Consider the following 21,148-nt stretch of genomic DNA (forward strand, 5'->3'; position numbering starts at 1 on the left):
GCCTTCGCAGTGGCGACGCGCACGCCTGGCGCCCCCGCCCAACGTATGAAGCGCGCGTCCCCGGATGCCGGCCGCCGCCGCGTCCTGCGCACGCGTCGCCACTGCGAAGGCAGCGTGCCCGGGCGTGCACCGCTGTCCACCGCCAGCCTGCTGGCCATGGCGGTGATGGCTTTGGGTCCCGTCACCGCACCGGACGGCACGCGCGTGGCGGTGCAGCCGCTGTCTGGGTTGCCGCTGTCGGTGGACGAAGGCGACGCGTAAGGCGCAGCGACGGTGCGCACGCCTGCGTGTACGGCATCGTGCACCGCGCTCGCCCCTCATCCGGCCCCGTATCAGGTACGGGGCAGGCTTTTCAGCCACCTTCTTCCCGTCGCGCGGGGAGAAGGCGCTTCTGCACGCATCGCGTTCGCCGGTCCGGCTATGGATGTAGACGTCGACATCGACGTCGTTACTGACGCAGACGCAACACCGTGCGCTGCGCTTCAAGATCATCGCGCACTGTCGATATGCACCCCTCTCCCGCGACGCGGGGAGGGTTTGCTGAGAGAGCGATTCATTGCAGAAGAGGGTACCGCGCCAGCGATCCTCGACGGGGACGCACTTGCAGCCAAGCTGGACGAAGCTAGGGCTTCGCACAACGGTACCCATGTGGTCGCCGTGGCTGTTCACCTGGATCCGGAGGGCCGCTGCTGCGGCGCCGACCACGTAAGCAGTGTCGCGTGAGCTTCGCAAAGGCGGTGTCAACGCGCGCGGCGGTAGCAGGTAAAACTGGGGCGGCGGTCACAGGCAGGCGTGAATCGGTGCTGTCCGCCGACGGATGGCATCACGGCGACGCCTCATCCGCATGCCCGGTGTCCACGAACACCGGATTGGAATGGAACCACAGGTCCTGCCACGGGTCTTCGCCCGGCACATCCGCCGGCGGTGTGGTGTCGCGCGTGTTGCTGCCGCGTGCGCGCACGAACGCGCCACGCGCGGGGACGGGCAGCGTCCACGTGACGATGCGCCACGCGCCTTCGCTGCGCCAGGCATCGGCGGTGACGGGGTGCACCTGCATCACCGGGGTGCCGTCGGGACCGGGTGAACCGACGATCAGCGTCATCTGTTCCAGCGCCGGGTGCTGGCCGTGATGGTTGGGGATGGCGGGCTGCCGCACCTTCAGTTCGATCCGCATGAGAGCGCCCGCGGGCAGGGGGAGCGTCTGGCCCAGGGTGGCGGTGGGCGTGCGGCCATCGGCGCCGCGCACGGTCAGTTCCAGCGCGTCGATCAGGTCGCCGGTCACGGCGAACATGCGGCCCTCGCGCAGGCCGTCGAGGATGTCGCCGGCCTCGCGCCGCGCCCATACGTAGGTCTTGCTGTATTCGCCAGGATCGTAGTCGCGTCCGCCATCGCGCAGGTTGTGGTGCGAGTCGGACGTGGCGGTGATCCAGAAGCGGCGCCCTTCGGCCAGTAGCGTACCCCCCCCGCCGCCCACCTGTGTGGTCATCTGGTCGAAGCCGCCGAACGTCGGTGCGGCGCTGTTGCGGTACAGGCCACGCTCGCTGCGGATCGCCTGGTGGCCGGGCGCGCCTTCCATGCCCACCAATACCCGCGGTGCGGCGTCGTGCCAGGCGCGCAGTTCGTCCGGTTCCACGTCGCCCCACTGGCCCACGCCGGTGGCCGTGCGCGAGGGGTGGTTGACGAACACCAGCGGCGGTGCGGGCAGGGCACGCATGTGCGCCAGCGCATCGAGCATGGTCTGCGCGTCGTCGCGCTGCACGCCGTCCACCGGTTCGTTGCGGCTGAAGCGGCGCTCGATCTCGACCAGATCGTCGCGCTCGCGCGCACTTGGCGCGATGATCAGCGAAGCGTGTTCGGCGGCGGGTACGTCGAATTCCATCCCGTTGAACTGGATCAGCGCAGGCACCTCGCGGCGCGCCTGCTGCAGCGCGGGCCAGGCGTGGTCGCGGGTCACGGCCGAGTGGCCGGGGCCGCCGTGGTCGGTATGCACCATCCAGCTGAGGCCGAACGCCAGCGCCTGCCGTGCGTTGCGGCTGCGGGTGTACGGCGAATCGCCGCCGCGGATGGGCGTGGGCGGTGACGTGCTGCGGTCCCAGTCCACGCTCCACTCGCTGTGCACGTGGTGGTCGCCGGCCTGCCAGCTCCGGCCGGCATGGGGACCGGTGGCGCAGGCGGACAGCAGGAGGACCGACAGGGCCGGCAGGAAGAGGGAGCGCATGGACGTTTTTTCTCGCGAAGCACGAGGCCGCCGCGGCATGCGGCGGCATCGCAGGAAGAAGGGAGCGCGCCCCGGGCAGTGGCCGGCGGCGCGCGGTGGCTCAGAAGTCGGCGCGCAGGCCCAGGCTGATGCGGCGGCCAGATTTCTCGTACATGGTCGGGAACGAGGGATCCATGGTGTAGCCGCTGGTTTCCTCGTCCGTCATGTTGATGCCCTTCAGGCTGAGCTTCAGGTGGTCGCTGATGCGGTAGCCGATCGACCCGTCCAGCTGGCCGTAGGCGTCGCGCCAGATCGGATACATGTTGTAGCCGATCGATTCCACGTACTCGTCCTTGTGGTTGTACGACACGCGGGCGTCGAAGCGCGCGTTCTCGTAGTATGCGGTGAAGTTCCAGCTCTTCTCGGCCAGGCCCGGCATGGGCGTGCGGATACCCAGGCTGGATTCGCCGGCCAGCGAGCTGTCCAGCACGGTGTAGTTGGCGTTGATGCCGAAGCCCTCCAGGGACGCGTGCAGCGCGGACAGCGGCAGGTTGGCGACCAGTTCGATGCCGTCCACGTCGTAGGAGCCCTTGGCGTTGACCGGCTGGTACACGTCGAAGTCGTAGTAACCGTTGAGCGTGCCGTTGGCGTTGTAGACGGCCACGTCCTCCACCACGCCGGTCAGCGCACTCACCACCACGCCGTCGATGCGCTTGCGGAAGTACGACGCTGCCAGCAGGCCGCCGTTGTCCAGGTACTTCTCCAGGCCGATCTCCCCCTGCTTGGCGTAGGTGGGCTTCAGGTCCGGGTTGCCGTCGGTGAAGCGGAACGAGCTCCAGCTGGCGGTGCGCTTGTAGGCCACGTCGGTCAGCGACGGACGGATCAGCGTTTCCGAGCCGGCGGCGCGCAGCAGCAGGCCGTCGGCCAGTTCGGCGCTCAGGTTGAAGCTGGGCAGCACGTCGGTGTAGCCGCCGTCCTTGGACACCGGCGTGTCGGTGTAGCCGGTACTGCCGTCGGGATTCTGCACCGGGTGGTAGCCGAAGGAGACCACCTGCGTGTCCACGTAGCGCGCGCCGGCGTTCACCGTCACCGGCACGCGGCCCAGGGTGAAGTCCAGGTTGGCCATCGCGTACAGCGCGGTGACTTCTTCGTCCACGCGGTAGTACTGGGCGTCGTCGAACGGCGTGGAGAAACCGGGGTAGCGGAAGTAGCCGCGTGCGAAGTCGTTGGACACCTGCTGCCAGTCGAGGTCCTTCACGCTGTAGGCGCCGCCGGGGACGATGTCGCCGATCCACTGCAGCGGGCTGTCGGCCAGGGTGCGCGTATTGACCCAGGAGGTGTCGCCAGGGCCGGGGCCGGTGATCTTCAGCTCGCCGTAGCGGCGTTCCTTGCTGCGGTCGGTGTAGCGGCCGCCGAACTGCACGCTGCGCAGCGCGGGCAGGAACGGCAGCTCCAGCGTGCGCGTCACGTCCAGCTTGGCGGCGTACTTGTCGTCGTCGATCTTCTCCAGCGTGGTCTCGTAGGCCTCGAACAGGTAACGCGAGGGCGAGTTGTACATATCGAAGCCGGCGGAGCTGGCGCTGGGGAGGGTCTCGCCGCTGCGGCCGGTCCAGCGCGTGCGCGATGGCGCGTAGGCCACGTGCTTGAGGTTGGAATAGTCCAGGGTCTTCTCGGCGCCGGAATAGCCGGCCATCGCATCAATCGCCCAGACGTCGTTCTTCCAGTCCAGCGCCAGGCTGTACTGGGCGTAGTCGGTCTGGTTGATGCGTTCCTTGCTGAGGAACTCGTGCTGGGTGGCGGTGTAGGACACGTCGCGCAGCACCAGCATGCCGTACTCGGAGAGCGTTGTGTCGTCGTACGCATGGATGGTTTCCAGCGTGCTGCGGCTGGAGGCGGAGTACGCCGCGGCGTCGTATTCGTCCTCGGTGGTGTCGTAGCCGCCCAGCATGGCGTCGAAGGTCAGGCTGAAATCGCGGCTGGGCTTGTACTGCAGCGAGGCGGTGGCGCCCCACTTGTCCTGGTCGTTGAGGTAGACGCGGTCGCCCACCTTGTCCTGGAACACGATCAGGTTGCTCTCGGCGGTGTCGGTGCGGTTGTCGATCGTCCAGCCGGTATCGCGCTCGATCACCGCTTCGGCCTGCGAACCGCGCGTGCCGGACGCGCCCAGGAAGCGCGACATCGGGCGGAAGTTGATGCCGGACGTGGAATCGGTGCGGTTGGTGCGTTCGGCATGGGCGAACGACACCAGTGCGCCCCAGTCGCCCCAGGTGTCGCTGGCCAGGAAGGCGAACTTGGGATCGGTTTCTTCCGAGATGGAGTTGTAGGCGCCTTCGGCGGAGGCCACCAGCTTGCGACCGCTGTAGTCGAACGGGCGCGCGGTGGAGATCTGTACCGAGCCGGCGATGCCGCCTTCCTCGTCGGCGGCGGTCGGCGATTTCCGCACCGTCACCTGCTGGATGATTTCCGAGGCGAACAGGTCGAACTCGACATCGCGCCCGCCGCTGCCGGAGGCGGTGGCGAGGTCGTTTATGGAGACATGCGTGTACTCCGAAGGCAGGCCGCGCACGTTGACCTTGCTGCCCATGCCCTTGCTGCGCTCGATGGTCACGCCGGGCATGCGCTGCAGCGCTTCGGCCAGGTTCTGCTCGGGAAAATCGGCCACGTCGGTGGCGACGATGGAGTCGGAAAAGCCGGTGTTGTAGCGCTTGATGTCCACCGCCTGTTCCAGGCTGCGGCTGTAGCTGCCCACCACGGTGACGCTTTCCAGTTCCTGCGCATCCACCGCCTGCGCGTGCGGCTGCGACACGGGCGCCGCGGCCGCCGGCGCTGGTGCCGGCGCGGGCGCCGGGGCAGGCGCTGCGGGCGTGTCGGATTCGAGGGTGACGGTGCTGGCGTTGAGGTAGCGGTAGCGCAGGCCGGTGCCCTGCAGCAGTTGCGCCAGGGCCTGGTCGGACGACAGGCCGGCGGGCACGGCACGCGTGCGCGGGTTGCCGGCCTGCGCGGTGTAGACGAACTGCAGGCCGGTCTGGCGCGAGAGCGCATTGAGTGCGGTGTCGAGCGACTGCGCCGGGATGGCGGCGGTGGCGACGTTCGCCTGCTGGGCGACCACCGTGCCGGTGGTGGCCTGCAGGGCGAGGGCGATGGAAAGAGCGAGGAGTCGGCGCATCGTGGAATCCGGATGGGGTGTGGGGTGGTGGCGCGCGTCATCGCACGCGCTCACCTCACCTACGAGTCCGGAAGGAACGGATCGGGCACCGTTTTTTCCGTGAAATTTTTCTTACAGCACCGGACTCACCGCGTGCCGTGCGCCGGCATGCGGCGCGAGCGCACGCGTATCTCGCGCGCGTCGGCGCTCAGCGCCAGCGTGGGTTGTTCGGCCAGGAAGGCACGCAGCGAGGCCACATCGTCCACTCGCAGGTTGCCGGTCAGGCGCAGCGCGCCGGCTTCGCGGTCCTCGACGCGCAGGCGCACGGTGTTCATGCGGTTGAAGCGGTCGGCGATGTCGCGCAGGGGTTCGTCGCGGAACACGACGCGTCGCTGCCACCATGCCGTCATGGCGGCGGCATCTTCGCGCACCACACTCACCTGGCGGTCGGCATGCGCCACGCGCGCGGACTGTCCGGCCGTCAGGTCGGCCAGTAGACGGCCCTTGCCGCCGCGGTCGACCACGTGGATGCGGCCCTCGGCCACGCCGAAGCGCGCCTGGTCGCGCTGCAGCGATACGTCGAAGGTGGTGCCGATGTCGCGCACCTCCAGGCCGGCGGCCTGCACGGCGAACGGGCGGCGGTCGTCGGCGACCACGAAGCTCGCCTGGCCGCGTACCAGGTCGACCCGGCGGCGCAGCAGGCCGACGGTCGCGGTGGCGCGGCTTTCCGCATTGAGGTGCATCACCGTGCCGTCGTCCAGCGTGACCACCCGTGGCGCACCATGCGCGGTGGTGTACTGGCGCGTGACGGGCAGCGCGGCCTGCACGGCGATGCCGATGCCCAGCAGTACCGCCGCGGCCGCGGCGATGCGGGGCAGCCGTCGCGGCGGCGTGCGCGTGGTGGAGGTGCGCAGCGGCAGTGCGACGATGTTGTCGCGTGCCTCGCCGGCTGCGGATTCCGGCGGCAGTCCGCGCACGGCCTCGCCGATTTCGGTGGCGACACGGGCGATGGCCAGGTATTCGCGCAGGTGCACGGGCGAGGCCACCAGCCAGTCCATGAAGCGCTGCTGGTCGTCAGGCGCCAGCGCGCCTTCGCGCTGCAGCACGTGCCAGTAGGCGGCTTCGCGGGTAGCGCTGGCGGTGGTGCCGGGCGGGAACAGCGGCGAGGCCATCACGCCGCTCCCATCGCGCGCCGGCACACGGCCAGGCCACGCACGACATGCGTCTTCACCATGTGCGGTGACACGCCCAGGCGCTCGCCGATCTGCCGGTAGGTCAGGCCGTCGCGGTACTGCATGACGAGGACGGCGCGGGTACGGGCCGGCAGGCTCGCCAACAGGGCCTGCATGTGCTGGCGGCGCTGCGCACGCTCGGTGGCGTCCTCCACGCCGTCGGCATGGGTGACCAGCGCGGCCAGCTGCTCCACATCCTCCATCGGCACCGGGGTGCGTTGCCGCCGCGCGGCCTGTTCGCGCGCCAGGTTGAGCGCGGCGGTGAACAGGTACGCCTCGGGGTTGGCGATGCGTTCGCCCTGGCCTTGGTGCGCACGCAGCAGGCGCAGGTAGGTCTCCTGCACCAGGTCCTCGGCTTCGTCGTTGGCGCCGCGGCGGGCGAAGAAGCCGCGCAGTGCCGGTGCCTGGTCGGTGAACACACGGGTGAGCGCGCGGATCGCGTGTTCGGCCAAAGTGTTGTTCCGCCCCGTCGGAAAGGGCGGCAAGGTACGCGGTGGGGATGACGGTCAGGTGACACGCATGCCGTGTCCCGGCGACCGGTGTGGTGCGCAGCGCGGTGCGTCAGGACATGGCAATCATCACCGTGCCGGTCGTCGCCAGGGCCAGTGAACATGCCGCGTCCACGGCGCGCGCGCTACTTCCGCGCATGCCACGGCAGATGCCGGCCGCCACGGCCTGCGTCGTCGCCAGCATCGCCAGCAGATGCACCACGACGGCCGCCAGCATCAACCCAAGCGATCCGGTGGCGCTGATGGCGCGCGCGGGTCCGTCCGCCATGCACAGCGGCAACAGCGCCGGCAGCAGCATCAGGCCGCTGCCGTGTGCGGTGCCCATCAGGCAGGACCAGGCGGCGAGCCCCGCGTGTGATCGAGGCGCGGCGTGGCGCGTGGCGATGCGTGGGCGCGCGACGAGTCTCCATGCCGCGAACACCAGCAGGCCGCTCCCCGCCAGGGCGAGCAGGTGCTGCTGCGGCAGTCTGATGCCCTGCATCACCACCACCACGACCAGCGCCACCGACAGGGCGTGCCCGAGGGCGATGGGCAGCAGGCTGCGCCGCACGTCGTGTGCATCGCCGGAGTGCGTGGCCCGGGCCGCGGCGAACAGCCAGCCGTTGGCCGGGTTCAGGCCATGCAGCGCGCCGATACCGGCGACGGCGAGCCACGGCCACCACGCATCCAGCAGTGGCATGACGTCGCCGCCTCAGGGCCTGGCCGCGCAGCACCCGCCGGCCGCGACGGGCGCTGCCGTGTCGTAGCGGTCGTGGTGGCGCACCCAGGCCATGGGATAGTCCAGGGCGTCTTCGTTGCGGCCGTAGGGGGTCAGATCGAGCAGGGCGTAGGTGTGCATCATCGCTTCCACGCCGCGGCCATAGCGCGAGTAGGTGTGGAAGACCTGACCGTCGTCGTCGCGCACGAACACGCTGATGCCGGGCGCTTCCTCGTGCGGGAACGGCTGCCGCGTGTAGTTGTAGTCCACAGCGCCGCGCGACATCTCTTCCTGGCTGAAGTTGACGCCGAAGTCGTGGTTGAACGAGGTGCCGGACGAAGACACCCACGGGAACGTCCAGCCCATGCGCCGGCGGAAGGCCTCGATGTCGGCCAGCGGTGCGCGCGACACGGCGACCAGGGTGAGGGCGCGCTGGGCGAGGTGGAGCAGGGCGCCTGCGTGATGATCGGCCATGAAGGAGCAACTCTTGCAGCCCTGTTCCCAGCCGGGTGCGAACATGAAGTGCTGCACCATCAGCTGGCGACGGCCGTCGAACAGTTCGGCCAGCGTGCGCGTGCCGTGCGGCGTGTCGAAGGTGTAGGGCGTGTCCACCCGTACCCAGGGCAGGGCACGACGCTCGCGGGCGACCTGGTCGCGCAGGCGGGTGAGTTCCTTTTCACGTGCGAGCAGGGGGAGGCGGGCGGCGCGCCAGGCATCGCGGGAAACGAGGGTCGGGGTGTAGTGTGCAAGGGCGTTCATGGTGGGCTCCTGGTCGGGGGAGGTGGAGCGGACGCGGGCATGCGTCGCCCGTGCCGATGCCGTCGGGCATCGGAGATGCAAGGGATGGATGGAGCGCGAAGTGGCGGGCGATCAGGCCGCGCGCGCGGGCCGGCGCACGGCGCGCACCAGGCCGCTGCGGCCGCCACCGCAAGAGAACAGGTCGCCGCCGTCGGATTCCAGGCCGCTGACGTGGACGCCGGCCGGCAGTTCCAGCCGTTCGAGTACGCGACCGTCATCCGGGTCGATGCGGCGCAGGTCGCTGTCGTCGCCTTCCCACGTGCCATGCCACAGCTCACCGTCGGTCCAGCTGACACCGGTGACGAAACGGTCGGATTCGAGCGGGCGCAGCACCGCGCCGGTGGCCGGGTCGATCTGCACGATGCGGCGTTCACGGTACTGGCCCACCCACAGGCTGCCGTCGGCCCAGGCCATGCCCGAATCGCAGCCCTGGCCCGGGGCGGGAATCGAAGCGAGGACGGCGCCGGTGGCGGGATCGATCTTGTCGATGCGCGCTTCGGCCAACTGGTACAGGTGAGGGCCGTCGAAGGCGGTGCCGGCGTCGGCCGCACGCGGCAGGCTGCGCGCGAGCTGTCCGCTGTCCGGATCGACGGCGATCAGCCGCTCGCCGGTGGCGGCCCAGATGTGGTGGCCGTCGTAGGTGACGCCGGCCACGCCTTCGCTGGTGTCGAAGGGGCCGTATTCGCGGGCGATTTCAACAGGGCTGACGTGGACTGCGTGGCGCGGTGTGTCGTTCATGGCGGGCTCCTGGATGGGCGACGGGGCCAATCTACGCAGACGGCGGCAAGGCGGGGAGTAACAAGATCGTCGTGAATCCGGTGAGCGGCTGCGCTACCCAGCGCCGTGCGCGCGCACGACCGATCGCGCGCACCTGGCCAGCGGCTTCCATGTCGGCGAGCGCGCGCTGCACCGAGCGCTGGCTGTCGCCGGTGGCCAGGGCCAGCGCGGAGGTGGACCAGGCCATGCCATCGGCCAGCAGCCCGTGCAGCGCGCCCTGTTCGCCATCGACGGGGGGCGCCAGCACCACGACGTTGCGCCCGCCATGCGGCGACAACTGGAATCCGTGCGTGCTGGCGGTGAGGGCGGCGAACGGTGCCAGCAGGCGGCGCAGGCGTCCGATCTCCACGCGCAGGCGCGCGCGGTGCGTTTCGTCGGGATGGCGCGTGCGGAACACGCGCGCGATCAGCGTGCTGCGGTCGACATCGCCCGGCCACGCGGCGGCGAGCGCACGCAGCAGCGCGAACAGCACGGGCCGACGCGAGAGCGAGGTCGCGCCGTGCGCATCGCGCACTGCGTGGCGCAGGGCATCGACGACCAGCGTGCCGGAGGCGAGCAGGGCTTCCACCTCGTCCAGCGTGACGGGCTGTTCGTGGCCGGCGTGCAGGATGCGCGCGGCAGGACGCTGCAGGCTGGCCTGGACCTGTGCGATCTCGGCGGACAGCGCGGGAATGCCGGCCTTGGTGGCGGCAGCCCATGCGCGCTGCAGCGCCAGGCGCGCATCGTGCGTGCGCAGCGAGCGCAGGGCTATCTCGGTGGCGGCGAGTGCAGCCAGGGCGTGATGGGCGGCCGGCGCGCCCTCAAGGTCGAGGGCGTCCAGCGCGCTACGTGCGTTGTCCAGCCGGCCGAGCAACAAGTGTCGGCGCAGGGCGATCAACTGCGCGTGCCGGGCGTTGGCGCGGTCGCCACGTGCGGCCAGCGCCTGCGCGGCGTCTTCCAGCCGCTGCGGTGCGGGGGCGAAATCGCGCAGGGCCAGGGCCACTTCCGCTTCGGCCACCACGCAGAGGGCGCGGGCCAGCCGCTCGCGCGGGCCGAAACCGCGCGCGGCGCGCTTCAGCAGTTCGCGCGCACGCAGATAGTCGCCCAGCTGGGCCATGGCGATGCCGCGCAGCGCCAGCGCCGCCGGATCTTCACGCCAACCCACATGCTTGAGCGCGCCCAGTACGTCGCCCGCAGTCAGGGCGCGTCCGGCGGCGGCGATCAGGGAGTCCATGCCGGCAGCCTACCGTGTGGCGCGGTCGCCGTCGCGGGCCGGATTACTGCGCTTCCAGTTCCCTGCGCATGCGGGCATGGTCGCGACGGTACTGGCGTGCGAGCTGGGTCTTCTTCGCCGCCGTCAGGATCCTACCGGAGACCTGGAAGAACTTCTTCTCCTCCTCGCGCAGATGGTGGTGCACCTTCTGCGAGAGTTCGCGCGCCTTCTTCTGCCAGGCGGCGTGGCGGGGATCGAGCGACTGCAGGTCTTCCACCAGTTCGTCGATCTGATGGTGCTCGTGCAGGGCGTGCCGCGAGGAGTTCAGCCCCCGGTCGTCCATGAGGATCGGGACGTAGAGGAAGCGTTCCTCGGCGGCCGCATGCGCCGCCAGCTCGATGCGCAGCGCGGTGAACAGGTCCAGCCGCTCGCGCGTGCCGGGCCTGGAGCGCAGCAGGCGGCGGCACAGCGAGCGCTGGGTTTCATGGCTTTCGCGCAGGGCGTCGTAGAGGGTCTCGGGCATGCGGTGGTTTCCTGGCGAAGGGCGGGGATGCGACATCGATCAGGGCAGGGTGCGCACCTTGGGTTCGCGCGCGAACTGGCGGGTGCGTGCGGTCTTGATGAAGGCGGCCGTTTCCGACGCCTTCACCACACCGGCATCCTTGCCGATACCGGCGGCCTGGATGACGGCGGACGCGCCGTCGTCGTGCGCGATGGCCTTCAGGTGGCCGAACGCATCGCGCACCCAGTCGACCGCGGCCGCCTCCGACGCCAGCGCCTTGCCGGCCGCGTCCGACAGCACCAGGGCCACCGCATCGAACACTACCGACGGCGTGCCCGCCAGCTGACCGTCCGCCGGCAGGCGCTTGCCGTTGCCGAGCTTCGCGCCGCCGATCTTCGGCGCGACGATCTTGACCTGCGCGCCCTCGGCTTCCGCCGCCCTGCGCAGCGCGGCGATCGCAGCGGCATCCGAGCCATCGTCGACCAGGATACCCACGCAGCGGCCCTGCAGCGTGGGCTTCATCTTGCCGATGATCTGCAGCGCGGGCGACGGCGGCATGTCCTGGGGCTTCACCGTGGTCGGCGGTGCGGGCGGCAGTGCCTCCAGGCCGAGGCCATCGGCGACGCGCTTGGCCAGGTCCGCATCGATATGGCGCAGGTGGCCGACGATGGCTTCGCGCACGTGCGGGGTTTCCACCTTCGACAGTTCGAACACCAGCGCGCCCGCCATGTGCGCCTGCTCCGGCGCGGTCTGGCTGCGGAAGAACAGCCGTGCCTGGCTGTAGTGGTCGGCGAAGCTCTGCGGCCGCACGCGTCCCTTGCGGCCGTCGGCCTGCGTGGCATGGCTGCGGGAGCCGGCCGGCGTTTCGCGCGGTGTGTCGGGCTGCAGGCTGCTGGGCTCGTAGTTCACGCGGCCCTTGGGCACCTGCATCTGCATGTGGCCGTCGCGCTGCAGGTTGGCGAAGGGACACTTCGGCGCGTTCACCGGGATCTGGTGGAAGTTGGGCCCACCCAGGCGCGACAGCTGCGTGTCCAGGTAGGAGAACAGCCGGCCCTGCAGCAGCGGATCGTTGCTGAAGTCGATGCCGGGCACGATGTTGGCCGGGCAATAGGCGACCTGTTCGGTTTCGGCGAAGAAATTGTCCGGCCAGCGGTCCAATACCATGCGGCCGATCACCGTCAGCGGCACAAGCTCCTCGGGGATCAGCTTGGTGGGGTCGAGGTGATCGAACGGGAAGGCGTCGGCCTGTTCTTCGGTGAACAGTTGCACCGCCAGCTCCCACTCGGGGAAATCGCCCTTCTGGATGGCCTCGAACAGGTCGCGGCGGTGGGAGTCGTTGTCGGCCGCCTGCAGTTTCACGGCTTCGTCCCACACGGTGGACTGGATGCCGAGCTTGGGCCGCCCGTGGGACTTGACGAAGGCGCTGTTGCCCTTGGCGTCCAGCAGCCGGAAGCTGTGCACGCCGAAGCCCTCCATCATCCGCAGCGAACGCGGGATCGTGCGGTCGCTCATCGCCCACATGATCATGTGCATCGATTCGGGGGTGAGCGAAATGAAGTCCCAGAACGTGTCGTGCGCGCTCGCAGCCTGCGGGAAGGCACGGTCCGGTTCCATCTTCACTGAATGCACCAGGTCCGGGAACTTCATCGCGTCCTGGATGAAGAACACCGGGATGTTGTTGCCCACCAGATCCCAGTTGCCCTCCTGGGTGTAGAACTTCACCGCGAACCCGCGCACGTCGCGCGGCGTGTCGACCGAGCCCGCGCCGCCGGCCACGGTGGAGAAGCGGCAGAACACCGGCGTGCGCACGCCGGTCTCGCTCAGCACGCGCGCGGTGGTGTACTTCTTCAGCGACTTGGTCAGCTCGAAGTAGCCATGCGCACCGGTACCACGCGCATGCACGATGCGCTCGGGGATGCGCTCGTGGTCGAAGTGGGTGATCTTCTCCCGCAGGATGAAGTCTTCCAGCAGCGTCGGCCCGCGGTCGTGCGCGCGCAGCGAATTCTGGTTGTCGCTGACCGGGATGCCCTGGTTGGTGGTCAGCGGCGGATGCTTGCCGCCGGCGCTGAAATGGAGTTCGCCGCCGGCGCCGCGCGCCGCGTTGTCGGCACTGGGGCGGGGGGAGGATTTCGCGGGGGATTTGCGCGCAGCCATCGGGGGTCTCCTGGACGACGTGGGGCCACTCGGGGGGTGGCTCGCTTCATCATCGGTCTGGCCGCGTGGAGGCCGCGTTAGGAGACGTTGACGACGGTCCGACGGGCGGTCGCGGACACTGGCTGTCCGCATCCGGTGGCATCACTGTCGCCTTATCCTCGGGAGATGACGCAATGGAAACGAACGAACTGCACCGTGGCCGCCTGATCGACCACATCCAGCTGGTCGTGCGCGACCTGGAGGCCAGCAGGACCTTCTACCGCGCCGTGTTCGACGTGTTGGGCGTGCCGATGGGCGGCGAGTCCGACGACTACTTCTGGGCTGACGAGTTGTTCGTCTCCACCGCCGACAGCCAAGCTGCGCACGGCGAGCTGACCGGTCGCCACCACCTGGCGTTCCAGGCGCAGGATCGCGCGATGGTGGACCGCTTCCATGCCGTCGCGCTGGCGCATGGCGGCAAGGACAATGGCGCGCCAGGACTGCGTCCCTACCACCCCGGTTACTACGGCGCGTTCGTGCTGGACCCGGATGGCAACAACATCGAGGCGGTGTACCACGGCGAGGCCAGGCGCAGTGCGCCTTCGGTGAAGGTGGAGTTCTGAAACAGCCTTTCCCCGCTGACGCGGGAAAAGGGGAGCGGCGCTTGCGGACACTGACGTGCCGGAATTATGCCGGCCGACGCCTCGATGCCTTGATCCGCCGGGGCGCCGCCCGTTGTCTCAGCGCCCAGGCTGCGCAACCACCCGCGCGCGCCCGTAAGGTGCATGCGGAAGCGTACAGGTGAGGATCCAGTCGACCTGCATGCGCTGGTAGCCGTCGGCGATACGGGTGTACGTGCGGGTGTCGTCGTCGCCGGTCTCGAATTCGCGGATGCCGTGGTCCGTGCCGGGGAACACCACGGTGGTGATCGGGTGGCCTGCTTCCCCCAGCGCCACGAGACGCCGCAGGGTTTCCTCGGGAGGCGCTTCGCGATCCGCACCGGCCAGTATCCACAACTGCGGGATGCGCAGCGCCCGCAGTACCGGCATCGTGTCGTAATTCCACGTGGTGCCCTTGTCGTGCTGTGCGGCGGTGGCTTCGATCTGTTCCCGCGTGTGCTGCAGCAACAGTCCACTGAACTCGCCCTTGATCGCCGGATACCAGGGCTCGCCCGCGTAGCGGCGGCGAAGGACTTCCAGACGCTCCCAATCGGCCTCGCGGCGCGAGGCCACGACGGCCGCGGTGGCTTCGGTGATCTCGCGCGCCTTGGCCATCACCTCCTCGCCGTACCCGGCGCGGCGCAGGTCCAGCATCACCTGGTCGCGGTCCTCGGCCAGCGGGCTGTCCGCCATGCCATAGCCCACCACCACGAAGGCGGCATGGTCGGTCTTGCTGGCCGCCAGCGGCGCGACCCAACCCGCCTGGCTGCCACCCAGGAAGCCGATGCGCGCCGCGCGCGGCCCCGCCAGGCGACGGGCTTCGTGCAGGGCAGCGACGGCATCGTCGGACAGCAGATGGAAGTCCTGCGTGTAGGTGCCGGTGGACTGCCCGGTGCCGCGTTTGTCGTAGACGAACACACCCACGCCCTGCGCAGGAAACATATGTTGCGCCGCGTACAAGTCGACGCCGGAGTAGTCCTCCGACCCGTGCACGATGACCGCGATCGGCACGGGGCGATCGCCTTGTGGCAGCACCAGCCGGCCACGCAACTGTTCGCCCTTGCCGGCGAAACGCGTTTCGGTGATGTCGAAGGCGATCTTCGAGCCTGCCTGCCCATCGAAGGTGATGCGGGCATCCGCGCACTCGCCGAAGCGCACGACCTTGCCGTCGGGCCGGCTGGTCCAGCCCGTCGTGCTGCGCCATGCACCGTCCGCGGGCGACAGCAGGCCGGTGGTGCCATCCACGCGCCGCCAGCGCAGTTGGGCAGGTTCGCTGAGGCGATCGATCCCCACCACGCTGCCATCGAGGAGGCGGTAGGCGCCGGCATGGCAGGCAGGTGCATCGGCCGAACGGGCTTCGCTCGGCAGCAGAACGGCAACGAGCATGGCGCAGGAAAAGAGGACAGGGCGCATGACGCATCCCGAGAGAAGACAGGAACGGCAGGCTAGCCGACGCGGCCGGCGGAACGGCAGGGTCGCAAGTCACTTCGAGTGCTGCCAGAAGTCACTTCTGGGCGCGGCGGGCAAGCTGCAAACGCAGAAGGCCCCGCAGTGCGGGGCCTTCTCCCGTGAAACCGTGGCGGCTTACGCCTCCACGTCTTCCTTGTACGCATCCACCGGGATGCAGGCGCACATGACGTTCTTGTCGCCGTAGACGTTGTCCACGCGCGCGACCGGCGGCCAGTACTTCTGCAGTTTCAGCGTGGCCAGCGGGAACGCGGCCAGTTCGCGCGGATAGGCGTGGGTCCACTCGCTGGCCATCACCATCGTGGCGGTGTGCGGCGCGTTCTTCAGCGGGTTGTCCTCGCGGTCCAGGCGGCCGTCCTCTACCGCGCGGATTTCTTCGCGGATCTCGATCATCGCGTCGATGAAGCGGTCCAGCTCGTGCAGCGATTCGCTTTCGGTCGGCTCGACCATCAGCGTGCCGGCCACCGGGAAGCTCAGCGTGGGCGCGTGGAAGCCGAAGTCGATCAGGCGCTTGGCCACGTCCTCGGCGCTGATGCCGGTACGGTCCTTGAGCGGGCGCAGATCGAGGATGCACTCATGCGCCACCAACCCGTTGCGGCCGGTGTAGAGCGTGTCGTAGTGCGGCTCCAGGCGCTTGGCGATGTAGTTGGCGTTGAGCAGCGCCACCTGGGTGGCCCGGCGCAGGCCGGTCGAGCCCATCAGGGTGATGTACATCCAGCTGATCGGCAGGATGCTGGCGCTGCCGAAGCTGGCGGCGCTGACCATGCCCACGCCGCCTTCGCCGCCGAAGGTCTTCGGCAGGTACGGGGCCAGGTGCGCCTTCACCGCGCACGGACCCACGCCAGGACCGCCGCCGCCGTGCGGGATGCAGAAGGTCTTGTGCAGGTTGAGGTGCGACACGTCCGAGCCCCACTTGCCGGGCTTGGCCACCCCGACCAGGGCGTTCATGTTGGCGCCGTCGGTGTACACCTGGCCGCCGTGCTGGTGGACGATGTCGCAGATGGCCACCACGTCTTCCTCGAACACGCCATGCGTGGACGGGTAGGTGATCATGATCGCGGCCAGGCGGTCGCTGTACTTCTCGGCGGCGCGGCGGATGTCCTCGACATCGACGTTGCCGTTGGCGTCGCACTTGGTGACCACCACGGTCATGCCGCACATCTGCGCGCTGGCCGGGTTGGTGCCGTGCGCGGATTCGGGGATCAGGCAGATGTCGCGGTGGCCTTCGCCGCGCGCACGGTGGTAGGCACGGATCGCCAGCAGGCCCGCGTACTCGCCCTGCGCGCCGGAGTTGGGCTGCAGGCTGACGGCGTCGTAGCCGGTGCACTCCACCAGCATGGCTTCCAGCTCGTCGATGAGCTGACGGTAGCCGGCGGCCTGTTCGGCCGGTGCGAGCGGATGGAGGTTGGCGAATTCCGGCCACGTGACCGGGATCATCTCGGCGGTGGCGTTGAGCTTCATGGTGCAGCTGCCCAGCGGGATCATGGTGCGATCCATCGCCAGGTCCTTGTCGGCCAGCGCACGCATGTAGCGCAGCAGTTCGTGCTCGCTGTGGTGCGTGTTGAAGACCGGATGGGTCATGAAATCGCTGGTGCGGCGCAGAGCCTGCGGGATCAGCGACGGCGCGCTGGCGTCCAGCGCATCGACCGACGGCAGCGTCGCGCCTTCGCCGGCGAACACGCCCCACAGCGTTTCGATGTCGGCGCGGGTGGTGGTCTCGTCCAGCGAAATGCACAGCGAGCCGTTGCCGCGCACGCGCAGGTTGAGGCGGGCGGCGTGGGCGCGGGCCAGGATGGCGTCGCGGGCGTCGCCCGGTTCGATGCACAGGGTGTCGAACGCGCTGGCATGCACGGCCGGGTAGCCCAGCGTGCGCAGGCCCTCGGCCAGGATGGCGGTCAGGCGGGCGACGCGGCCGGCGATGCGCTTCAGCCCGTCCGGGCCGTGGTAGACGGCGTACATGCTGGCCATCACGGCCAGCAGCACCTGCGCGGTGCAGATGTTGGAGGTGGCCTTCTCGCGGCGGATGTGCTGTTCGCGCGTCTGCAGCGTTAGGCGGTAGGCGGCCTTGCCTTCGGCGTCGACCGACACGCCGATCAGGCGGCCGGGCATGCTGCGCTTGTAGGCGTCGCGGCAGGCCATGAAGGCGGCGTGCGGGCCGCCGAAACCGAACGGTACGCCGAAGCGCTGCGAGTTGCCGATCACGATGTCGGCGCCCATCTCGCCCGGCGGCTGCAGCAGGGGCAGCGCCAGCAGGTCGGTGGCGACGACGAACAGCGCGTTGTGCGCGTGGATGGTGTCGGCGTCCTTCGACCACTCTTCGACCCAGCCACTGGAGGCGGGGTACTGCACCAGCACGCCGAAGTAGTCGCCGGCGGCGAGCTTCTGGTGGAAGGCGTCGGTGGAGCGCACCACGTCGACGGTGATGCCCAGCGGCTCGGCGCGGGTGGCCAGCACTTCCAGCGTCTGCGGATGGGTGTCGCCGGCGACCAGGAAGGTGTTGGACTTCGACTTGGCCGAACGCTTGGCCAGCGTCATCGCCTCGGCGGCGGCGGTGGCTTCGTCCAGCAGCGAGGCGTTGGCGATCTCCATGCCGGTGAGGTCGGCCACCATGGTCTGGAAGTTGATCAGCGCTTCCATGCGGCCCTGCGAGATCTCCGCCTGATAGGGCGTGTAGGCCGTGTACCAGGCGGGGTTTTCCAGGATGTTGCGCAGGATGACCTTCGGCGTGTGGGTGCCGTAATAGCCCTGGCCGATGAAGCTGCGGAAGACCTGGTTGCGGTCGGCGACGGCGCGGATCTTGGCCAGTGCTTCTTCTTCGTTGATCGGGGCGGGCAGGGCCAGCGGCTGCGCGGACTTGATGCTGGCCGGCACGATGGCGTCCGTCATCGCGTCCAGCGAGTCGTGGCCGACGACGCGCAGCATGTGCGCGATCTCGGCGTCGTTGGGGCCGATGTGGCGTTCGAGGAACGCGCCGTGGTGCTCGAGCTCGCGCAGGGAGGGGGTGTTCGACATGGGAGGCATCCGGGAAGGGCAATGGAACCGGGCGCGCGGAAACCGCACGTGGGATGCCCCTCTGTCCTTTTGCCTGAGAGTTTGGAAGCGCGCCGACGAGGAGGTCGCGTGCTTCGTGCCCCTTCGGCGCCGGCGCTGCCGCGAGGCGGCCGGTCTCTCCAGAGTGTCGTTGCAGTGGTGGTATCGGGCCTGAGCGATTACGGGCGTTTGCGCCTTCGGCAGCCGGTCGCGGGCGACGGGCTTCTCCCACCGGTGTTGCCGGCGGATTATAGCCTGCGGGCGGGTCCGCCGGCGGTTTCGGCGTACCATGTGCCGCCCGGCGCGACCTGTTCATGGAGAACCGCCGCGCCCGTCCGGAGCGTCCCCCCGCAATGAGTGCCCCCCACGCCATCTCCAACCGCCGCCTGGCCCTGCTGCTGGGCGGGCTGGCGATGTTCGGTCCGTTCTCCATCGACACCATCTTCCCGGCCTTCCCGGCCATGGGCGCGCAGCTGGGCGCGGACAAGGTGGCGATGCAGCAGACCATCAGCGCCTACCTGTTGACCTACGCGTTGATGAGCCTGGTACACGGGCCGCTGTCGGACACGTTCGGCCGCCGGCGGGTGATCCTGGGCGGGCTGTTCGTGTTCCTGCTGGCGTCGGTGGGCTGCGCGCTGGCCACCGACATGGGCACGCTGCTGCTGTTCCGCGCCCTGCAGGGCCTGTCGGCGGGCGTGGGCTTTATCGTCGGCCGCGCGGTGATCCGCGATGCCCGCCACGGGGACGACGCGCAGCGGCTGATGAGCCAGGTATCGATGATCTTCGGCATTGCGCCGGCCATCGCCCCCATCGTCGGTGGCTGGATCCTGGGCTGGAGCGCTTGGCCGACCATCTTCTGGTTCCTGGCCGCGTTCTCGCTGCTGTTGCTGGTCGCGGTGGCCGTATGGCTGCCGGAGACGCATCCGGCCGAAGTGCGCCTGAAGGTGTCGCCGCGCCACCTGCTGCGCGACTACGTGGGCATCGTGCGCAACCGGCGCTTCCTGCGCCTGGCGCTGGCCGGTTCGCTGAGTTTCGGCGGGCTGTTCCTGTACATCGCGTCCGCGCCTGCGTTCGTGATGGACCTGCTGCACCTCAACGAGCAGCAGTTCGCGTGGCTGTTCCTGCCGACCATCGGCGGCATGGTGCTGGGCGCGTTCCTGTCGGGCCGCGCCGCCGGTCGCGTGGAAGGGGCGCGCCTGGTGAAGATCGGCTATGCCTGCATGGCGCTGGCGATGGTGGCGAACGTGGGCTACAACGCCTGGGCGGGCGCGGACATCCGGGTGCCCTGGGCGGTGCTGCCGATGATGCTGGCGGCGCTGGGCGTGGCGCTGGTGTTCCCGATCCTGACCCTGGCCATCCTGGACATGTATCCGCGCCAGCGCGGCGCGGCGTCTTCGCTGCAGGCCTTCAGCAACCTGATGGTGAACGCGCTCATCGCCGGCCTGCTGTCGCCGCTGCTGAGCCATCATGGCCTGCACCTGGCGCTGGGCATGGCCGGTTTCGTGCTGCTCGGTTGGCTGATGTGGCAATGGGAGGCGCTTGCCAGCCGCCGCCAGCCGGTCTGCCCCCGCGAACCCGTGGCGCTGCAACCCACCGATCAACTCTGACGCTTAGCGAGATTCCCATGTCCATCCAGTCCAAGGCTCGACGCGAAGCGAAGAAGCGCAAGGCGACGAAGGAGCGCAACGTGGCGCGCGCCAACGCACCGGCGATCGAGCCGCATGCCGAGCTGCGCAATCCGCAGGGCGACCTGCTGGCCGGCATCGTCCGCCAGGCGGGCGTGTGGGTGCTGGGCATGGACGGCCGCATCGCCGGCAGTTCCGACAGCGCGGCGGAAGTGCTGGCGATGATCAAGCAGGCCGCGGCCCTGCACGAGGCGCAGGGCAACCCCGTGCGCCTGGTGTACTCGGACGAACTGCGCGATACCGCCGTGATCGAGGCGGCCGCGCAGGGGCTGACGCTGGAGCAGTTCGAACAGCAGATGGCCGAGCAGATGAAGGCGAACAAGCCGGAACCTGCGCCGGACGTGAATTGACGCCATACACCTCTCTGTAGGAGCGACGTCAGTCGCGACCGCAGCCTGTCCGGGCTGGGAACAGGGGCGACTTGCAGCCTGGCGGTCGTCCTGCGTGCTTCAGCCCTTCTCGATCACTCCCGCCGCGCGGTCGCGACTGACGTCGCTCCTGCAACGGCGCCACGCCGCCATAGCGGCCAGCGAGAGTGTCGGCATCCATACCCAGCGCAGTTCCGACAGCAGCACCTCCACGCCGCGCGCGCTGAAGAAGCGGTTCGCGAACGGCGACACGTCGATCACCCGCCAGGGCGCGAAATGACGGGTGTCGGACCAGGGCCAGAGCAGCGCGACACCCAGGCCCCCGTCGGTCAGCATGTCCAGCACCGGGTGGGAGACGGCGGACAGGGCGACGAACAGTAGCGCGGTGAGGGGCGGCGCTTTCAGTATCCGCGCGAAACAGGCGGCCAGCAGACCGCACGCCAGCGCGAAGACCAGCGAATGGCTCGCGCCCCGATGACCGAAGGCATGCGCGTAGTCGATGCCCAGGGCGAACATCGCGACGTCGGCATCGGGCAGCATCGCGGCCGCCATGCCGGCGGCGACCAGGCGCGGCGGGACGCGCGAGCGCCCCAGCGCGATGCCGGCGGCGACGGGGAGCAGGGCGTGGGTCAGGACGGTGGGCATGGGGGAAACCTCGTGGGGCGGGTTTCCAGCGTCGGGTCGGCCGGTGTGGACCGGATGAAGTCTCCGTGGGGAAAGAAAAAGGCCGGCGTATGCCGGCCTTTCGCAGGAGGTC

Annotated in this window: 17 protein-coding genes and 1 riboswitch; of the genes, 4 read left to right on the plus strand and 13 right to left on the minus strand. The window is 69.4% G+C overall.

The window, feature by feature from the left end:
- On the plus strand, positions 1 to 261 hold a 261-nt coding region (locus CSC76_RS10455), incomplete at its 5' end, for a hypothetical protein (protein WP_238394938.1).
- Between the two features lie 562 nt (positions 262 to 823).
- Here CSC76_RS10455 and CSC76_RS10460 read toward each other — a convergent pair.
- The 10 genes from CSC76_RS10460 to CSC76_RS10505 form a co-directional block, all read right to left on the minus strand.
- Positions 824 to 2,218, minus strand: a complete 1,395-nt coding sequence (locus CSC76_RS10460; protein WP_162109953.1) for a CehA/McbA family metallohydrolase domain-containing protein — start codon at positions 2,216 to 2,218, stop codon at positions 824 to 826.
- A gap of 100 nt (positions 2,219 to 2,318) precedes the next feature.
- On the minus strand, positions 2,319 to 5,363 hold the full coding sequence (locus CSC76_RS10465; RefSeq protein ID WP_162109954.1) for a TonB-dependent receptor: 3,045 nt from the start codon (positions 5,361 to 5,363) through the stop codon (positions 2,319 to 2,321).
- A gap of 125 nt (positions 5,364 to 5,488) precedes the next feature.
- Positions 5,489 to 6,514: a FecR family protein gene (locus CSC76_RS10470; RefSeq protein ID WP_162109955.1), complete on the minus strand. Its 1,026-nt coding sequence runs from the start codon at positions 6,512 to 6,514 to the stop codon at positions 5,489 to 5,491.
- The gene (locus CSC76_RS10475; RefSeq protein WP_162109956.1) at positions 6,514 to 7,026 is read right to left on the minus strand and encodes an RNA polymerase sigma factor; all 513 of its coding nucleotides are present in this window, start codon (positions 7,024 to 7,026) and stop codon (positions 6,514 to 6,516) included. Before CSC76_RS10475 ends, CSC76_RS10470 begins: the two co-directional genes overlap by 1 nt.
- Positions 7,027 to 7,135: 109 nt before the next feature.
- Entirely contained in the window at positions 7,136 to 7,762 is a 627-nt protein-coding gene (locus tag CSC76_RS10480; RefSeq protein ID WP_162109957.1) for a hypothetical protein, read from the minus strand.
- Between the two features lie 12 nt (positions 7,763 to 7,774).
- The gene (locus tag CSC76_RS10485) at positions 7,775 to 8,539 is read right to left on the minus strand and encodes a DUF899 domain-containing protein (RefSeq protein WP_162109958.1); all 765 of its coding nucleotides are present in this window, start codon (positions 8,537 to 8,539) and stop codon (positions 7,775 to 7,777) included.
- 111 nt (positions 8,540 to 8,650) lie between these two features.
- Positions 8,651 to 9,316 carry an NHL repeat-containing protein gene (locus CSC76_RS10490; protein WP_162109959.1) on the minus strand — a complete coding sequence of 222 codons (666 nt, stop codon included), beginning with the start codon at positions 9,314 to 9,316 and terminating at the stop codon, positions 8,651 to 8,653.
- A 31-nt stretch (positions 9,317 to 9,347) separates the two neighbouring features.
- On the minus strand, positions 9,348 to 10,568 hold the full coding sequence (locus CSC76_RS10495; RefSeq protein ID WP_162109960.1) for a helix-turn-helix domain-containing protein: 1,221 nt from the start codon (positions 10,566 to 10,568) through the stop codon (positions 9,348 to 9,350).
- Positions 10,569 to 10,611: 43 nt separating this feature from the next.
- Positions 10,612 to 11,070 carry a hemerythrin domain-containing protein gene (locus CSC76_RS10500; RefSeq protein ID WP_162109961.1) on the minus strand — a complete coding sequence of 153 codons (459 nt, stop codon included), beginning with the start codon at positions 11,068 to 11,070 and terminating at the stop codon, positions 10,612 to 10,614.
- A 39-nt stretch (positions 11,071 to 11,109) separates the two neighbouring features.
- Complete coding sequence (locus tag CSC76_RS10505; RefSeq protein WP_162109962.1) at positions 11,110 to 13,203, minus strand: catalase; 2,094 nt, start codon at positions 13,201 to 13,203, stop codon at positions 11,110 to 11,112.
- A gap of 173 nt (positions 13,204 to 13,376) precedes the next feature.
- Here CSC76_RS10505 and CSC76_RS10510 point away from each other — a divergent pair, with 173 nt between their 5' ends.
- On the plus strand, positions 13,377 to 13,805 hold the full coding sequence (locus CSC76_RS10510) for a VOC family protein (RefSeq protein WP_162109963.1): 429 nt from the start codon (positions 13,377 to 13,379) through the stop codon (positions 13,803 to 13,805).
- Positions 13,806 to 13,922: 117 nt separating this feature from the next.
- Here the strand turns inward: CSC76_RS10510 and CSC76_RS10515 are convergent, their stop codons facing one another.
- Both CSC76_RS10515 and gcvP read right to left on the minus strand, forming a co-directional pair.
- Entirely contained in the window at positions 13,923 to 15,254 is a 1,332-nt protein-coding gene (locus CSC76_RS10515) for an alpha/beta hydrolase family protein (protein WP_162109964.1), read from the minus strand.
- Between the two features lie 171 nt (positions 15,255 to 15,425).
- A complete protein-coding gene (gene gcvP / locus CSC76_RS10520) occupies positions 15,426 to 18,329 on the minus strand; it encodes an aminomethyl-transferring glycine dehydrogenase (protein ID WP_202923517.1) in 2,904 nt (967 codons plus the stop codon).
- Positions 18,330 to 18,371: 42 nt separating this feature from the next.
- A riboswitch (glycine riboswitch) is annotated at positions 18,372 to 18,492 on the minus strand.
- Between the two features lie 199 nt (positions 18,493 to 18,691).
- Between gcvP and CSC76_RS10525 the strand changes: the two genes are divergently transcribed.
- Both CSC76_RS10525 and CSC76_RS10530 read left to right on the plus strand, forming a co-directional pair.
- Positions 18,692 to 19,945, plus strand: coding sequence for a multidrug effflux MFS transporter (locus tag CSC76_RS10525; protein WP_162109966.1), 1,254 nt, complete (start codon positions 18,692 to 18,694; stop codon positions 19,943 to 19,945).
- Positions 19,946 to 19,962: 17 nt separating this feature from the next.
- Positions 19,963 to 20,373, plus strand: a complete 411-nt coding sequence (locus CSC76_RS10530; protein ID WP_162109967.1) for a hypothetical protein — start codon at positions 19,963 to 19,965, stop codon at positions 20,371 to 20,373.
- A gap of 99 nt (positions 20,374 to 20,472) precedes the next feature.
- Here CSC76_RS10530 and CSC76_RS10535 read toward each other — a convergent pair whose 3' ends face one another.
- Entirely contained in the window at positions 20,473 to 21,036 is a 564-nt protein-coding gene (locus CSC76_RS10535) for a metal-dependent hydrolase (protein WP_162109968.1), read from the minus strand.
- Positions 21,037 to 21,148: the final 112 nt, after the last annotated feature.

This window comes from Pseudoxanthomonas mexicana, assembly GCF_010093385.1.
Classification (GTDB): Bacteria; Pseudomonadota; Gammaproteobacteria; order Xanthomonadales; family Xanthomonadaceae; genus Pseudoxanthomonas_A; species Pseudoxanthomonas_A mexicana.

What these genes read in the sequence shown, in the direction of transcription:
- CSC76_RS10510 (WP_162109963.1), top strand. Translation starts at nt 13,377, where the DNA reads ATGGAAACGAACGAACTGCACCGTGGCCGCCTGATCGACCACATCCAG.
- CSC76_RS10525 (WP_162109966.1), top strand. Translation starts at nt 18,692, where the DNA reads ATGAGTGCCCCCCACGCCATCTCCAACCGCCGCCTGGCCCTGCTGCTG.
- CSC76_RS10460 (WP_162109953.1), bottom strand. Translation starts at nt 2,218, where the DNA reads ATGCGCTCCCTCTTCCTGCCGGCCCTGTCGGTCCTCCTGCTGTCCGCC.
- CSC76_RS10505 (WP_162109962.1), bottom strand. Translation starts at nt 13,203, where the DNA reads ATGGCTGCGCGCAAATCCCCCGCGAAATCCTCCCCCCGCCCCAGTGCC.
- CSC76_RS10500 (WP_162109961.1), bottom strand. Translation starts at nt 11,070, where the DNA reads ATGCCCGAGACCCTCTACGACGCCCTGCGCGAAAGCCATGAAACCCAG.
- CSC76_RS10495 (WP_162109960.1), bottom strand. Translation starts at nt 10,568, where the DNA reads ATGGACTCCCTGATCGCCGCCGCCGGACGCGCCCTGACTGCGGGCGAC.
- CSC76_RS10485 (WP_162109958.1), bottom strand. Translation starts at nt 8,539, where the DNA reads ATGAACGCCCTTGCACACTACACCCCGACCCTCGTTTCCCGCGATGCC.
- CSC76_RS10530 (WP_162109967.1), top strand. Translation starts at nt 19,963, where the DNA reads ATGTCCATCCAGTCCAAGGCTCGACGCGAAGCGAAGAAGCGCAAGGCG.
- CSC76_RS10470 (WP_162109955.1), bottom strand. Translation starts at nt 6,514, where the DNA reads ATGGCCTCGCCGCTGTTCCCGCCCGGCACCACCGCCAGCGCTACCCGC.
- CSC76_RS10465 (WP_162109954.1), bottom strand. Translation starts at nt 5,363, where the DNA reads ATGCGCCGACTCCTCGCTCTTTCCATCGCCCTCGCCCTGCAGGCCACC.
- gcvP (WP_202923517.1), bottom strand. Translation starts at nt 18,329, where the DNA reads ATGCCTCCCATGTCGAACACCCCCTCCCTGCGCGAGCTCGAGCACCAC.
- CSC76_RS10480 (WP_162109957.1), bottom strand. Translation starts at nt 7,762, where the DNA reads ATGCCACTGCTGGATGCGTGGTGGCCGTGGCTCGCCGTCGCCGGTATC.
- CSC76_RS10515 (WP_162109964.1), bottom strand. Translation starts at nt 15,254, where the DNA reads ATGCGCCCTGTCCTCTTTTCCTGCGCCATGCTCGTTGCCGTTCTGCTG.
- CSC76_RS10490 (WP_162109959.1), bottom strand. Translation starts at nt 9,316, where the DNA reads ATGAACGACACACCGCGCCACGCAGTCCACGTCAGCCCTGTTGAAATC.
- CSC76_RS10535 (WP_162109968.1), bottom strand. Translation starts at nt 21,036, where the DNA reads ATGCCCACCGTCCTGACCCACGCCCTGCTCCCCGTCGCCGCCGGCATC.